The 13,251-nt window shown below is 73.7% G+C and carries 15 protein-coding genes; 9 read left to right on the forward strand and 6 right to left on the reverse strand.

Annotated elements, in window-relative coordinates; all coding sequences use genetic code 11:
• The first annotated feature begins 103 nt into the window (after nucleotides 1-103).
• The 3 genes from ACIP67_RS34805 to ACIP67_RS34815 all read left to right on the forward strand — a co-directional run bounded on the left by ACIP67_RS34805 (nucleotide 104) and on the right by ACIP67_RS34815 (nucleotide 2,631).
• On the forward strand, nucleotides 104-325 hold the full coding sequence (locus ACIP67_RS34805) for a hypothetical protein (protein ID WP_401697245.1): 222 nt from the start codon (nucleotides 104-106) through the stop codon (nucleotides 323-325).
• Between the two features lie 70 nt (nucleotides 326-395).
• The gene (locus ACIP67_RS34810) at nucleotides 396-1,874 is read left to right on the forward strand and encodes an aminotransferase class I/II-fold pyridoxal phosphate-dependent enzyme (RefSeq protein ID WP_401697247.1); all 1,479 of its coding nucleotides are present in this window, start codon (nucleotides 396-398) and stop codon (nucleotides 1,872-1,874) included.
• Nucleotides 1,875-2,172: 298 nt separating this feature from the next.
• Nucleotides 2,173-2,631 (forward strand): cyclic nucleotide-binding domain-containing protein, encoded by a 459-nt coding sequence (locus ACIP67_RS34815; RefSeq protein WP_401697249.1) that lies wholly within the window; start codon nucleotides 2,173-2,175, stop codon nucleotides 2,629-2,631.
• Between the two features lie 67 nt (nucleotides 2,632-2,698).
• On the opposite strand, the gene ACIP67_RS34820 is transcribed toward ACIP67_RS34815, so the two are convergent.
• Entirely contained in the window at nucleotides 2,699-4,120 is a 1,422-nt protein-coding gene (locus ACIP67_RS34820; protein WP_401697250.1) for an MFS transporter, read from the reverse strand.
• Between the two features lie 90 nt (nucleotides 4,121-4,210).
• A complete protein-coding gene (locus ACIP67_RS34825; RefSeq protein ID WP_401697252.1) occupies nucleotides 4,211-4,825 on the reverse strand; it encodes a LysE/ArgO family amino acid transporter in 615 nt (204 codons plus the stop codon).
• Between the two features lie 69 nt (nucleotides 4,826-4,894).
• Between ACIP67_RS34825 and ACIP67_RS34830 the strand changes: the two genes are divergently transcribed.
• From ACIP67_RS34830 to ACIP67_RS34840, 3 genes are all read left to right on the forward strand, one after another.
• Nucleotides 4,895-5,794 (forward strand): LysR family transcriptional regulator ArgP, encoded by a 900-nt coding sequence (locus tag ACIP67_RS34830; RefSeq protein ID WP_401697426.1) that lies wholly within the window; start codon nucleotides 4,895-4,897, stop codon nucleotides 5,792-5,794.
• 212 nt (nucleotides 5,795-6,006) lie between these two features.
• Complete coding sequence (locus ACIP67_RS34835) at nucleotides 6,007-6,255, forward strand: WhiB family transcriptional regulator (protein WP_385075835.1); 249 nt, start codon at nucleotides 6,007-6,009, stop codon at nucleotides 6,253-6,255.
• Between the two features lie 86 nt (nucleotides 6,256-6,341).
• Entirely contained in the window at nucleotides 6,342-6,470 is a 129-nt protein-coding gene (locus tag ACIP67_RS34840) for a hypothetical protein (protein WP_401697254.1), read from the forward strand.
• Between the two features lie 111 nt (nucleotides 6,471-6,581).
• On the opposite strand, the gene ACIP67_RS34845 is transcribed toward ACIP67_RS34840, so the two are convergent.
• The gene (locus ACIP67_RS34845) at nucleotides 6,582-7,031 is read right to left on the reverse strand and encodes a DUF6098 family protein (RefSeq protein ID WP_401697255.1); all 450 of its coding nucleotides are present in this window, start codon (nucleotides 7,029-7,031) and stop codon (nucleotides 6,582-6,584) included.
• 80 nt (nucleotides 7,032-7,111) lie between these two features.
• Nucleotides 7,112-8,509, reverse strand: coding sequence for a M1 family metallopeptidase (locus tag ACIP67_RS34850; protein WP_401697256.1), 1,398 nt, complete (start codon nucleotides 8,507-8,509; stop codon nucleotides 7,112-7,114).
• Nucleotides 8,510-8,676: 167 nt separating this feature from the next.
• On the opposite strand from ACIP67_RS34850, the gene ACIP67_RS34855 reads away from it, so the two are divergent.
• Nucleotides 8,677-9,024 carry a DUF488 domain-containing protein gene (locus ACIP67_RS34855; RefSeq protein WP_401697258.1) on the forward strand — a complete coding sequence of 116 codons (348 nt, stop codon included), beginning with the start codon at nucleotides 8,677-8,679 and terminating at the stop codon, nucleotides 9,022-9,024.
• Between the two features lie 200 nt (nucleotides 9,025-9,224).
• Here the strand turns inward: ACIP67_RS34855 and ACIP67_RS34860 are convergent, their stop codons facing one another.
• Both ACIP67_RS34860 and ACIP67_RS34865 read right to left on the reverse strand, forming a co-directional pair.
• Nucleotides 9,225-10,898 carry an FAD-binding dehydrogenase gene (locus ACIP67_RS34860; protein WP_401697260.1) on the reverse strand — a complete coding sequence of 558 codons (1,674 nt, stop codon included), beginning with the start codon at nucleotides 10,896-10,898 and terminating at the stop codon, nucleotides 9,225-9,227.
• A gap of 29 nt (nucleotides 10,899-10,927) precedes the next feature.
• On the reverse strand, nucleotides 10,928-11,560 hold the full coding sequence (locus ACIP67_RS34865; RefSeq protein WP_401697261.1) for a TetR/AcrR family transcriptional regulator: 633 nt from the start codon (nucleotides 11,558-11,560) through the stop codon (nucleotides 10,928-10,930).
• A 155-nt stretch (nucleotides 11,561-11,715) separates the two neighbouring features.
• Between ACIP67_RS34865 and ACIP67_RS34870 the strand changes: the two genes are divergently transcribed.
• On the forward strand, nucleotides 11,716-12,342 hold the full coding sequence (locus tag ACIP67_RS34870; RefSeq protein WP_401697262.1) for an alpha-ketoglutarate-dependent dioxygenase AlkB: 627 nt from the start codon (nucleotides 11,716-11,718) through the stop codon (nucleotides 12,340-12,342).
• 155 nt (nucleotides 12,343-12,497) lie between these two features.
• Nucleotides 12,498-13,247: an MBL fold metallo-hydrolase gene (locus tag ACIP67_RS34875; RefSeq protein ID WP_401697263.1), complete on the forward strand. Its 750-nt coding sequence runs from the start codon at nucleotides 12,498-12,500 to the stop codon at nucleotides 13,245-13,247.
• The last annotated feature ends 4 nt before the right edge of the window (nucleotides 13,248-13,251 follow it).

A 13,251-nucleotide genomic window follows, 5' to 3' on the forward strand; every position in this document is an offset into this window, starting at 1 on the left:
GCGCGGCCCTCTTGGTCCGGCTGCCCAGCCAGGGCCTTCCAAACCTGCCGCACGGTGTCCGGAACGGGTCATCGCCCCGCCCTTTCTGGGGTACGCGGATTCCATGACGGATGTCGTGGACTCGAACGAACTGCTGCGTCGGATCCAGCGCGCCAGGGCCTGCGCGGGCGAGGAGTTGCGCACCTGGCGGTCCCGGAGCGAGGAACTCGGGCGGACCGACCCGGACGCGGCCCGCGACGCGCACGTGCGGGCCCTGTCCTACGAGGCGGTGCTCGACGTCATGAACGAGATCCTGACGCCGGGCCGCCGTCCCGTGGAGCCCTGACCCGGGCCGGCGGGCGGGGGACGGCGGCCCCGCCTCGATTGACGGCCGGGCTCCCGGGAACCCGGTGCGCATGAGCGTCGATCACACCCGCGCACCCGTTCTGGAAGCACTCGTCGACTACCACCGCCAGAGGCGGCTGGCGTTCTCGCCGCCGGGGCACAAGCAGGCCCGCGGCGCCGACCCCGATGTGCGGGCCGTCCTGGGGGACGCGGTCTTCCTGGGCGACGTGCTGGCGTCGGGCGGGCTGGACGACCGGCTGACGCGGGGGCGGGTCCTGGAGCGCGCCGAGCACCTCATGGCGGACGCGGTCCACGCCGACCACACGTTCTTCTCGACGTGCGGCAGTTCCCTGTCGGTCAAGGCCGCGATGCTGTCCGTGGCCGGTCCCCACGAGAAACTGCTGATCGGGCGGGACGCGCACAAATCGGTGGTGTCGGGCCTGATCCTGTCCGGCATCGAGCCGGTCTGGGTCGAGCCGCGGTGGGACGCCGAGCGGCACCTGGCCCATCCGCCGTCCGCCGAGGCGTTCGAGAAGGCCTTCGAGATCCATCCCGACGCCAAGGGCGCCCTGGTCACCAGTCCGACGCCGTACGGCGCCTGCGCGGACCTGCGGGCCATCGCCGAGGTCTGCCACCGCCGTGGGGTCCCGCTCGTCGTGGACGAGGCCTGGGGAGCGCATCTGCCCTTCCACCCGGCGCTGCCGTCCTGGGCGATGGACGCGGGTGCCGACATCTGTGTGACCAGCATCCACAAGATGGGCAGCGGCCTCGAGCAGGGCTCGGTCTTCCACCTCCAGGGCAGCCTCGTCCCCAAGGAGCTGCTCCAGACGCGCTCGGACCTGCTGAGCACCACCAGCCCCTCGGTCCTGCTGTACGCCGGGCTCGACGGCTGGCGGCGTCAGATGTGCCTGCACGGCGAGGAGCTGATGGGCGGGGCGCTGGGGCTGGCGGCCGAGGTGCGGACCGCGATCGAGGAGATCGGCGGGATGCACGTCAATGACCGGGACGACTTCTGCGGTCCGGGACTGGCCGACGACTTCGACCCCCTGCCGGTCATCATCGACCTCGAGGGGCTGGGCATCTCGGGGTTCCAGGCCGCCGACTGGCTGCACGAGCACCGGTCCCTGGACATGCACCTGACCGACCACCGCCGCATCGGCGCCCAGATCACCCACGCCGACGACCGGGAGACGGTGGGCGAGCTGCTCGCCGCCCTCAAGGAGCTCGCCCACACCGCCCCGGACCTGGGGTCCGCGCCGAAGACGGAGGTGCCGGACCCGGCCGAACTGCGACTGGCTCAGGCGCTGCTGCCGCGGGACGCGTTCTTCGGACCGGCCGAGCACGTGCCGCTGTCCGAGGCGGCCGGCCGGGTCGCCGCCGAGATGATCACCCCGTACCCGCCCGGGATCCCCGCGGTGCTCCCCGGTGAACGGCTGACCGAGCCCGTGCTGCGGTACCTGCGCACCGGCAAGGAGGCGGGCATGAACCTGCCCGATCCGACCGACCCGGAGTTCGGGACGGTCAGGGTCGTCACCCGGGACGCGGAGTGAAACAGGTCACGTAACCCGGTTTCCGTTGCGCAGGACCTCCACGAGTGGTTTACGGTTCCTTCATACGTGGTGCGGGGTCGAGACGCTCCCCCGGACACCACCCCTGACCGCCCTGGCTGGCTTCCCCCGTCCAGCCAGGGCTTTTCTCTGCCCCCGCGCCGCTCTCGCGCCACCGTCGCGACGAGTTCCGTACGCCGAGGTGCCCGGGGCGTCCGCAGCGGCTGAAATGGGTGGGAGGGGAACCCGGTTCGCGCCGTCCGACGGATCCGGCACCCCATCCCGGCGAGGAGCCCGCGCCATGACCAAAGCGACGAAACTGCTGACCGCCCTGCCCCCGCCCCAGCGCCGGCGCCTGGTCTCCCTCGCCCGGGAGGTGTCGTTCCCGGAGGACGCCCGGATCTTCGAGGCGGGCGGCACGGCCGACCGCTTCTGGGTCATCCGCTCCGGCGCCGTCTCGCTGACCCAGCAGGTCACCTCCGTACAGCGGGTGACCGTCGCCGGTCTCGGCGCCGGTGACCTGCTCGGCTGGTCCTGGCTCTTCCCGCCGTACCAGTGGGACTTCGGCGCGGAGGCCTTCAGCCCCGTGCGCGCCTACGAGTTCGAGGCGCAGCCGGTGCTCAAGCTGTGCGAGGAGGATCCGGCGCTCGGGCTGTCGCTGGTACGGATCGTCGCCGAGATCCTCGCCCACCGGCTGGAGACGACCCGGGTCAGGCTGATGGAGCAGTACGGGACGCAGTACCGGCGCCGGACCTTCTAGGCCCTCAGGATCCGGTGCCTGTCCGGCCGGGTGTCCCCGCCGTGTCCCGCACCCGGACGCCCCGGTCTCAGATGCGGTAGCGGCGCAGCGCCGGTACCGCCGCGGCGAGCCCCAGCATCACGGCGACGACGAGCAGGCCGCCGCCCGCGACGGCCGCGCGCGGGCCGAAGGCCGCGCCGGCGGTGCCGTGCAGGACGTCGGCCAGCCGCGGGCCGCCCGCGACGACGACGGTGAAGACGCCCTGCATCCGGCCGCGCATCTCGTCGGTGGCGGCGGAGAGCAGGATCGCCCCGCGGAAGACCATGGAGACCATGTCGGCGATCCCGGCGACGGCGAGCAGGACGACGGCGACCCACAGACTGGCGCTCAGTCCGACACCCGTGATCGCCAGGCCCCAGGCGACGACCGCCCCGATGACCATCCAGCCGTGTCTGCGGGCCCGGGAGAAGGTGCCCGAGAAGAGCCCGCCCAGCACCGCGCCGATGGGTATCGCCGCGAACAGCAGGCCCAGGGCGAGGCCCTCGCCGTAGGGCGCGTAGGTCTCGGCGGCCAGTTGCGGGAACAGGGCGCGGGGCATGCCGAAGACCATGGCGATGACATCCGCGAGGAAGGACAGCAGCAGGACCTTGTGGCGGGAGATGTAGCGGAAGCCCTCCGCGATCTCCCGGATCCCGGCGCGCCGGGCGGCCGACCCGGCGAGCGGTGGCAGGGCGGGCAGCCGGAAGACCGCCCAGAGCGTCACGCACAGGGCGACCGCGTCGAGGAGGTACAGCTCGGGCAGGCCGACGACGGGAATGAGGGCCCCGGCCAGCAGCGGTCCGGCGACCAGGCCGGTCTGCATGACGGTGGAGCCGAGGGCGTTGGCCGCGGCCAGCTCGTGGGCCGGTACCAGGCGCGCGATCGAGGCGTTGCGGGCGGGCGAGTTGAGGCCGAAGAACGCCTGCTGCGCGGCGAGCAGCACCATCAGCACCGCCACCGAGTCCAGTCCCACGAGGGCCTGCACCCAGAACAGCACCGAGGTGACGGCGATGCCGGTGTTGGTGATCAGCAGCAGCCTGCGGCGGTCCATGGTGTCGGCGACCGCCCCGCCCCAGAGCGCGAACAGCACCATCGGCAGCAGGCCGGCGAGGCTGGCGTAACCGACCCAGGCGGAGGACCCGGTGATGTCGTAGATCTGCTTGGGGACGGCGACGGCGGTGAGCTGGCTGCCGACGGCCGTGACGATCGTGGAGGACCACAGGCGGCGGTAGGCGGGCCGGCGCAGGGGGCGGGTGTCCATCGCCCAGCGGCGCCAGCCGCCGCGGGCGCGCTCCCGCGGCCCCGGGTCGGCCTCGGCCTCGGTCCCGCTCCCCGTCTCGGGCTCGGTCGCGGTCTCGGCTGTGGTCCCGGACGTGGCCCCGGCGTTGGGCTCGGCCTCGGTGTCGCCTCCGGTCTCGGGCGGGGTGCTGCTCTCGCTCGTGTCCACGGACTTCCTGGTTGCTCGATACATCTTTCTTGTCGGGGATCACTATCGCAGCACCGGCTGTGCCGACGCGTCCGCCATGGACGGGCCGTCTCGCGATACGGACGGAGCGATGCCTCAGGCTCCTACGACGAGCGTCACTCCGAGGGCGATCATCGTGGCCGCGACCAGGCCGTCCAGGACGCGCCAGGCGGCCGGCCGGGACAGGTGCCGGCCGAGCCGCCGGGCACCGAAGCCGAGCGCGGCGAACCAGCAGAGGCTGGCGACCGCGGCGCCCAGCCCGAAGGTCCAGCGCAGCGGCCCCCGGTCGGCGGCGACCGAGCCGAGCAGGAAGACGGTGTCGAGGTAGACGTGCGGGTTGAGCCAGGTCATCGCCAGACAGGTGAGCACCGCCCGCCGGCGTGAGCCGGTCGCCTCGCCCTCCGTGCGCAGGGCGCCGCCCGGCCTGAGCACCCGGCGGGCGGCGAGGGCGCCGTAGCAGAGCAGGAACGCGCCGCCGACCCAGGCGACGGCGGTCAGCGCGCCCGGCCAGGCCACCACGAGCGCGCCCACCCCGGCCACCCCGAGCGTGATGAGGACGGCGTCGGACAGGGCGCAGATACCGACGACGGCGAGGACGGCCTCCCGGCGGATGCCCTGGCGCAGGACGAAGGCGTTCTGGGCGCCGATGGCGACGATCAGGGAGAGGCCGGTGCCGAATCCGGCGGCGGCGGCGGTGAGTGCGGGCGTCATGCCGTCCACGCTACGGAGCCGATCTCCTTGGGTACAGCTAAAGATTCTTACGTATCATTAGCGCTCGTGATGACAGATCTCCCCCTGGACCAGGTGCGTACCCTGCTCGCGGTGATCGACGAGGGCACCTTCGACGCGGCGGCGGCCGCCCTGCACGTGACGCCGTCGGCGGTCAGTCAGCGGGTCAAGGCGCTGGAGCAGCGCACGGGCCGGGTCCTGCTGCTGCGCACCAAGCCGGTGCGGCCGACGGAGTCGGGGGAGATCGTCGTGCGGTTCGCCCGCCAGCTGGCCCGGTTGGAGCGCGACACGCGGTCCGAGCTGGGCATGAGCGGCGACGGCGAGCCGACGCGCGTGACGGTCGCCGTGAACGCGGACTCGCTCGCCACCTGGTTCCTGCCCGCGCTGAGCCGGGTGCGGCAGGAGCCGCCGGTCTGTTTCGAACTGCACCGCGAGGACGAGACGCGCACCGCGGAGCTGCTCCGCGAGGGGCTGGTCATGGCCGCGGTGACCTCCTCGCCCGAGCCCGTGACCGGGTGCTCGGTGCGCGCCCTGGGCCGGATGCGCTACCTGGCGGCGGCGAGCCCCGGGTTCGCCGCCCGATACCTCGACGGCAGGCCCCTGCCCGAGGCCCTCGCCGAGGCGCCCGTGGTGACCTTCGACCGCAGCGACGAACTCCAGGACGGGTTCGTGCGCGGACTGCGCCGCGCGGCCCCGGGCGCGAGCACGGTCCGGCACGCCGTGCCGACCTCGGAGGGTTTCGTGGACGCCGTCGCCGCCGGACTGGGGTGGGGGATGGTGCCGGAGACGCAGAGCGAGCGCCTGCTGACCGGCGGGCACCTCCTGTCCCTGGCTCCCGACCGGCCCCTGGACGTCCCCCTGTACTGGCAGCAGTGGAAGCTCGACTCGCCGGCGCTCGCGTCCGTCGCGGACGCCGTCGCCCGGACGGCGGCGGAGGTGCTGCGCCGCTGAGCATCCCGGCCCGCCCCGCCCACCCGGCACCCACCCGTCCACGCGCCGACGGCTCCCTCCCCCGCGCCGCCCGGCGCCCCCGCCCCGTACGAACTCGGCGCACACGATACGCCCGACGCGGTTTCACCGCCCGTCGACCGGTGACCCGATCGGGAGCCATTCACGGCAATCATCCGGAACAGCACGGACGACTCGGATCACAGGTGACTTCGATGGACGACTGGCGAGAGCATGCCGCGTGCCGCGACGAGGACCCGGACCTCTTCTTTCCGATCGGTACCTCGGGCCCGGCCCTCCTGCAGACGGAACAGGCCAAGGCGGTGTGCCGGCGCTGCCCGGCACGGGAACCGTGCCTGGAGTGGGCGCTGGAGACGGACCAGACCCTCGGTGTCTGGGGCGGGACCAGCGAGACGGAACGCCGCGCCCTCAGGCGGCGCATCAAGGCGCGCCGCAGTTCGTGACGCGCGGCCGGCCCCGGCGGCCGGTGCGGAGTCGGCCTCCCGGTGCAGACCCGCACCGGCCCCCGGGGCCCCGCCTTCCGTACGGCGTGATCACGCCGTGCACCGACCACCGCAGGGTGGGCGACGTCCGCACCGACCACCACGCGGCGGCTGACGTCCGCACCGACCACCACACGGCGGCTGACGTCCGCACCGAAGCACAGCACGGCGGCTGACACCCACACCGAAACACCGCACGGCGGATGACACCCGAACCGACCACCACACGGCGGCTGACACCCACACCGAAACACCGCACGGCGGTGGCGCCCCCTCCTTCCCCCTCCTCACCGCTCCGATCTGCGCAGCGACCCCCACTCCGCCTCCTGCCGGGCCACCTCGGTCCGCGCCTCCTCGATCACCTCGGCGGCGATCCAGCACAGGGGCCGTACGTCGGCCACGAGGGGCTCGTTGTCGGGGCCCCGGCCCGTCTCCCGGCCGGTCAGGATCCAGGGGCGGACGCCGGGGCCCTTCTCGTGGGGCAGATGGGCGTAGTCGTGCAGACGCCGGGCGACCCAGAGGGTGCGGGAGCGGTCCTCCCACCACTGCTCGACGTCGAGGGGGTTGGCGGACAGGCCGGGCATCTGCACGCCGGTGAGGTCGTCCTTGCTGGACACCGCGCCGATATCGGTCGCGGGGCCACGCGACCAGCGCACGTACAGTCCCGGCTCCCGCTCGTTGAGGCCGGCCAGTTCGGCCAGGGTGTGTACGACCGGCAGGTCGTCCGACGAGCTCATGGCATGACCTCCCTCTTCGCCGTCAGGGCAACGGGGTACCCGCCCCGCCCGAGCGGAATCAGTCCCTCCTGCCACGTCCGTCAGGGCCGGTCCGGTTTCCCCGCGGTGTACAGCCAGGCCCGGAACAGTGCGCTGAGCTCCTCGCCGGACTCGCGCTCCGCCAGGCGCTCGAACTGGGCGGTGGTGCCGTTGCCGTGCCGGTGCGCGCGGGCCCAGGCGCGCAGGACGCGGAAGAAGTCCCGGTCGCCGACGGCGGTGCGCAGGGCGTGCAGGGCCATGGCACCGCGGGAGTAGACGGGGGTGTCGAAGAGGTGCGCCCCGCTGCCGGGGTCGCCGGGCGGGAACGCCCACAGCTCGTCGCCCGCCGGGCGGGCGTACAGGGCGTCGAAGGCGGCCTGGGCGCTGTCGCCGCCGTGCTGCTCGGCGTGCAGCCACTCGGCGTAGGTGGCGAAGCCCTCGTTGAGCCAGATGTCCTTCCAGGAGGTGAGGGAGACGGAGTCGCCGAACCACTGGTGGGCGGTCTCGTGGACGAGGGTGCTCAGGTCGGGGGCGCGGTCGTACACGGGCCGGGTCTGGGTCTCCAGCGCGTACCCGGCCTGCGGGGCGTGGTCGACGATCGCCCCGGCCGCGCGGTACGGGTAGCGGCCGAACAGGTCCTCGCACCACTCCAGGACCGACGGCAGCTCGGCGAGGACGGGTGCCGCGGCGGTCGCCTCGCGGGGGTCGACGGCGTTGTAGACCTCGACGCCGTCGCGGGTCGTGGACCGCTCGGTCCGGAACGTCCCGACGGTGGCGGTGGCGAGGTAGGCGGCCATGGGCTCCGTCTGACGCCAGTGGAAGGTCGTCCTGCCCTGTGCGGTGCGCCGGCCGAGGAGGACGCCGTTGGCGACCGCCGTGCGGCCCTCGGGGACGGTGAGGGCGATGTCGTAGGAGGCCTTGTCCGTCGGATGGTTGTCGGCGGGGAACCAGGTCATGGCGCCCTGTGGCTGCCCGGCGACGAAGGCGCCGTCGTCGGTGGGGATCCAGCCGTCCAGGGAGCCGTCGGGGTCGGTGACCGGACCGGGGGTGCCGGAGTAGGTGACGGTGACGCGGAACCGCTCGCCCTTCCGCAGGGCGCGGGCCGGGGTGACGACGAGTTCCTGGCCGTGGCGCCGGTGCTCGGCCTTGACGTGGTCGACGGTGAGGCCGGTGACCTTCAGCCCGTACAGGTCGAGGTCGAAGCGGGTGAGGAGCTGGGTGGCGCGGGCGGTGAGGACGGCGCGGCCGGTGAGGTGACGGCTGCCCGGGTCGTAGCCGAGGGTCAGGTCGTAGTGGTCGACGTCGTAGCCGCCGTTGCCGGCGAGCGGGAAGAAGGGGTCGCCGACGCCGGAGGCGCCCACCGGTCCGGCCGACAGGGCGGGGTCGGCCGCCGTGAGCAGCGCCGCCACGGCGACCGGCACGGTCGCGAGGAGGGCGGGGCGTCTGCGGAGGTGCGTCACGTGCGCTCCTTCGGGGGGTGGCGTGTGAACGGTTCCGATCAGACTAGGCAGCGGCCGGTGCGGATCGCCCCTCGATCAGGTCATGGCCGGCCGCGTCGCCCACCGTTCGGAGGCACCGTCGGCAGTACGCTCCCGGCACCACCCGCCGCCTTGAGGAAGGCCCGCCCGTGAGCGTCCGCGTACGCCGTGTCCACGAACCCGCCGAGCCCGACGACGGGGTCCGCGTCCTGGTCGACCGGCTGTGGCCGCGGGGGCTGTCCAAGGAGGCGGCGCGGGTCGACGAGTGGCCCAAGGCCCTCACTCCGTCGACCGAGCTGCGCCGCTGGTACCACGCGGGCGAGGGCCCGTACGAGGAGTTCGCCCGCCGCTTCGAGGCGGAGCTGGCCGCCCCGGAGGCGGCGGGGGAACTCGACCGGGTCCGCGCGCTGACCCGTGAGGGGCCGGTGACGCTCCTGACGGCCGTGAAGGCTCCCGAGCACAGCCACGCGGCCGTGCTGGCGCGCCTGCTGGCGTGACGGCTCAGCCCCTCCGGCTGCACGACCACTCAGCCCTCCGGCTGCACGACCACTCAGCCCCTCCCGCTGCACGACCACTCAGCCCTCCGGCTGCACGACCACTCAGCCCCTCCCGCTGCACGACCACTCAGCCCTCCGGCTGCACGACCACTCAGCCCCTCCGGCTGCACGACCACTCAGCCCTCCGGCTGCACGACCACTCAGCCCGTCTGCCGGGCCGCCGCCCGTCCGGCCGCGCGGCCGGAGAAGAGGCAGCCGCCGAGGAAGGTGCCTTCGAGGGCGTTGTAGCCGTGGACGCCTCCGCCCCCGAAGCCGGCGACCTCGCCCGCCGCGTACAGGCCCTCGACGGGCCGGCCGTCGGTGCCCAGGGCGCGCGAGTCGAGGTCGGTCTGGATGCCGCCGAGGGTCTTGCGGGTGAGGACGTGCAGCTTGACGGCGACCAAGGGCCCGGCCGCGGGGTCGAGGATGCCGTGCGGCGTGGCGACGCGGCCGAGACGGTCGCCGATGTAGCGGCGGGCGTTGCGGATGCCCTGCACCTGGGCGTCCTTGGCGTAGGGGTTGGCGAGCTGGAGGTCGCGGGCCCGGATCTGGCGGCGCAGGCCGTCCGCGTCGAGGAGGGGTTTCCCGGTCAGCGCGTTCATCTTCGCCACGAGCCGGTCGAGGGTGCCGGCGACGACGAAGTCCGCGCCGCGGTCGAGGAACGCCCGCACGGGGGCGGGCGCGCCCTTGCCGAGGAGACGGTCGCGCAGGACGGCCTTGCGGTCCTTCGCGGTGATGTCGGGGTTCTGCTCGGAGCCGGAGAGCGCGAACTCCTTCTCGACGATCTTGCGGGTGAGCACGAACCAGGAGTGGTCGTGGCCGGCGATGTCCTCGGTGGTGCGCAGGTGCCGGAGCGTGCCGAGGGTGTCGTAGCCCGGCAGGCAGGGGTCGGGCAGGCGGCGGCCGAGGGCGTCGAACCACATCGAGGAGGGGCCGGGCAGGATGCGGATGCCGTGGCCGGGCCAGACGGGGTCCCAGTTGCGGACGCCCTCGGTGTAGTGCCACATGCGGTCGCGGTTGACCAGCCGGACGCCTGCCTCGGCGCTGATGTCGAGCATGCGGCCGTCGACGTAGGCGGGGACGCCGGTGACCATCTCGGCGGGCGGGGTGCCGAGCCGATCGGGCCAGTGGCGCCGGACCATCTCGTGGTTGGCGCCGATGCCGCCGCTGGTGACGATCACGGCCTGGGCGGTGAGTGCGAAGTCGCCGACGCGGTCACGGCGGGAGGGGACACCGCGCGGGGCGTCGTCGGGCGCGAGGAGCGTGCCCCGCACGCCCCGGGCGGCGCCGTCCTCGACGACCAGTTCGTCGACCCGGTGGCGGTGGTGGAAGGTCAGCAGCCCGTCCCGCGCGGCCTGCTCGGCGTACCGGACGAAGGGTTCGACGACGCCGGTGCCGGTGCCCCAGGCGATGTGGAAGCGGGGGACGGAGTTGCCGTGCCCGTCGGCGCGCAGGTCACCTCGCTCGGCCCAGCCGACCGTGGGCAGCAGCGTGATGCCGTGCCCCGCCAGCCAGGACCGCTTCTCCCCCGCCGCGAACTCGACGTAGGCCCGCGCCCAGCGCACCGCCCAGGAGTCCTCGTCGTCGGTGCGGTCGAACTGCGCGCTGCCCTGCCAGTCGCTCCAGGCGAGGTCGAGGGAGTCCTTGACGCCGAGGCGGCGCTGTTCGGGCGAGTCGACGAGGAACAGCCCGCCGAAGGACCAGAACGCCTGGCCGCCGAGGTTGGCGGCGTTCTCCTGGTCGACCAGGGCGACCCGTCGGCCCCTGCTGGTGAGTTCGTGCGCCGCGACCAGACCGGCGAGGCCCGCTCCGACGACGATGACGTCCGCGTCCATGGCGACCGTGCCCTCTCTTTCCGAAGGTGTCAGCTGTCCGTACGGTGTCCGCCGCCGTCGGTCAGCAGCGCGGTGAGCAGCTGCTTGAGCCAGGCGCGGGCGCCGTCCACGTCCTTGTCGAGCAGCAGTTGGGTGGTGACGCCGTCGTACGCGGCGACGACCGCGCGGGCGGCGGCGTCGGTGTCGCCGAGCACGGCGGGCAGCGCGCGGCGGCCGCCGGCGCGGGCGAGCCGGTCGGCGACGGCGCCGCGCAGTGTGGCGCGGTGGTCCAGCAGTGCACGGGCGACGGCCGGGTCGCGGGCGGCGTGCACCAGGAAGTCCGTCTTCACCAGCAGCCAGTCCAGGTCGAGGAGGAGCACGTCGGTGACGCGGTCCACGGAGGCGGGCACGTCGAGGTCCGCTCCGTCCCCGGCGAGCGCGTCGGCGACCTGCCGGGCGATCAGGTCCGCGCGCTGCCGGTAGAGCGCGAAGAACAGCTCGTCCAGACTGCCGAAGTTGGAGTAGAAGGCGCCCCTGCTGTAGCCGGCCGCCTCGCAGACCTCCTCGATGGAGACCCGTCCGAACCCCTTGGCGGCGAACACCGCGAAGGCCGCGTCGAGCAGCTCGGCGCGCGTGCGCGCACGGCGCCGGGTGAGACGCCGGGCCGTCCGCTCCTCCACCATGCCGGACCTCCGTTCGATACGGGAATGTATCCGATACACCGGTGTATCGAAAGGTGCGTCGAAAGGTGCATCGGTGTGGCACAACGGGCGCGGGAAGTCCCGCGGGCGCACCTCCCCTGGGAACATATTTTCGATTACCGAGTTACGCTGGAGCCATGACCAGGCACCTCCAGGCCTCCCTCTTCGACCAGACCGACGAACCGCGCCTCGGCCCCCTCGACGGGGTCCGCCGGACCGTGCTGGGCCTGGGCGCCTGGATCGACGTGCTGCCGGGCTGGCTCACCGGCTCGGACCTGCTGTTCGAACGGCTGGCGGCCGACGTGCCGTGGCGCGCGGAACACCGGCAGATGTACGACCACGTGGTGGCCGTGCCCCGGCTGCTGGCCTTCTACGGGCCGGACCGCCCCCTGCCCCACCCGGTGCTGGAGGACGCCCGCGACGCCCTCACCGCGCACTACGCCGACGAGCTGGGCGAGCCCTTCGTCACCGCCGGACTGTGCCACTACCGCGACGGTCGCGACAGCGTCGCCTGGCACGGCGACCGGATCGGCCGGGGCGCCCGCGAGGACACGATGGTCGCCATCCTCTCCGTGGGCGCGCCCCGCGACCTGCTGCTGCGCCCCGCGCGCGGCGGCGACACGGTACGGCGTCCCCTGGGGCACGGCGACCTGATCGTGATGGGCGGGTCCTGCCAGCGGACCTGGGAACACTGCATCCCCAAGTCGACGCGCGCGTCGGGCCCGCGCATCAGCGTCCAGTTCCGGCCGCGCGGCGTGCGGTAGGAGACGCGGCGGTGCCGTCCGTCACCCGCCCCGTCCGTTACCCGCCCCGTCCCGCCCCGGCCCGTCCGGCCTTGCCCCGCCCCGCCGTCGGCGCGACCCCCCTGATCTGCTTTGCTGTCCCCCGTCGGGCACGGACCTCACCCCACGGGACGGACATGCGGGCAGACGTACGGCAAGTGGCGGACGGCACCTACCTGGTGCACGGCAGCAACACCAACTGGGTGATCGTCACCGAGGGGGACGCCGTCACCCTCATCGACACCGGCTACCCCGGCGACCGGCAGCAGGTCCTGGACTCCCTCGCGGCGGTGGGCGGTTCACCGGAGGCGGTCACGGCCGTGCTGATCACCCACGCCCACAACGACCACCTGGGCTCCGCCGAGCACCTGCGGGCCGCGTACGGCACGCCCGTTCTGCTGCACCCGGCCGAAGTCCCGCACGCCCGCCGGGAGTTCCTCCAGCAGGTCTCCGTCGGCCAGGTGCTCGCCAACGCCTGGCGTCCCGGTGTGCTGCCGTGGATGGTGCACGCGCTGCGCTCCGGCGGTACCGAGCAGCACCCGGTCACCGCGCCGGAGGCCTTCCCGGCCGCCAGCGGCCCGCTGGACCTGCCCGGCCGGCCCGTGCCGGTGCACACCCCCGGCCACACCGACGGCCACACCGTCTTCCACCTGCCGGACGCCGGCGTCGTCGTCTCCGGTGACGCGCTCGTCAGCGGACATCCGACCTCCCGGATCGAGGGGCCGCAGCTGCTGCCCGACATGTTCCACCACGAGCGCGCCCGCGCCGTGTCGTCCCTGGACCTGATCGCCGACCTCGCGGCGGACGTCCTGCTGCCCGGGCACGGGCCGGTGCACCGGGGCTCCGCGCGGGAGGCGGCGCAGCGGGCACGGGAACGGGCCGTCTAAGGTC

It is taken from the genome of Streptomyces sp. NPDC088812, from assembly GCF_044750285.1.
Taxonomy (GTDB): Bacteria; Actinomycetota; Actinomycetes; order Streptomycetales; family Streptomycetaceae; genus Streptomyces.

Bases quoted from the DNA above. Each gene is read 5' to 3' on its own strand.
- ACIP67_RS34805 (WP_401697245.1), top strand. From the start codon at position 104: ATGACGGATGTCGTGGACTCGAACGAACTGCTGCGTCGGATCCAGCGC.
- ACIP67_RS34815 (WP_401697249.1), top strand. From the start codon at position 2,173: ATGACCAAAGCGACGAAACTGCTGACCGCCCTGCCCCCGCCCCAGCGC.
- ACIP67_RS34845 (WP_401697255.1), bottom strand. From the start codon at position 7,031: ATGAGCTCGTCGGACGACCTGCCGGTCGTACACACCCTGGCCGAACTG.
- ACIP67_RS34875 (WP_401697263.1), top strand. From the start codon at position 12,498: ATGCGGGCAGACGTACGGCAAGTGGCGGACGGCACCTACCTGGTGCAC.
- ACIP67_RS34865 (WP_401697261.1), bottom strand. From the start codon at position 11,560: ATGGTGGAGGAGCGGACGGCCCGGCGTCTCACCCGGCGCCGTGCGCGC.
- ACIP67_RS34830 (WP_401697426.1), top strand. From the start codon at position 4,895: ATGACAGATCTCCCCCTGGACCAGGTGCGTACCCTGCTCGCGGTGATC.
- ACIP67_RS34860 (WP_401697260.1), bottom strand. From the start codon at position 10,898: ATGGACGCGGACGTCATCGTCGTCGGAGCGGGCCTCGCCGGTCTGGTC.
- ACIP67_RS34870 (WP_401697262.1), top strand. From the start codon at position 11,716: ATGACCAGGCACCTCCAGGCCTCCCTCTTCGACCAGACCGACGAACCG.
- ACIP67_RS34825 (WP_401697252.1), bottom strand. From the start codon at position 4,825: ATGACGCCCGCACTCACCGCCGCCGCCGCCGGATTCGGCACCGGCCTC.
- ACIP67_RS34835 (WP_385075835.1), top strand. From the start codon at position 6,007: ATGGACGACTGGCGAGAGCATGCCGCGTGCCGCGACGAGGACCCGGAC.
- ACIP67_RS34810 (WP_401697247.1), top strand. From the start codon at position 396: ATGAGCGTCGATCACACCCGCGCACCCGTTCTGGAAGCACTCGTCGAC.
- ACIP67_RS34820 (WP_401697250.1), bottom strand. From the start codon at position 4,120: ATGTATCGAGCAACCAGGAAGTCCGTGGACACGAGCGAGAGCAGCACC.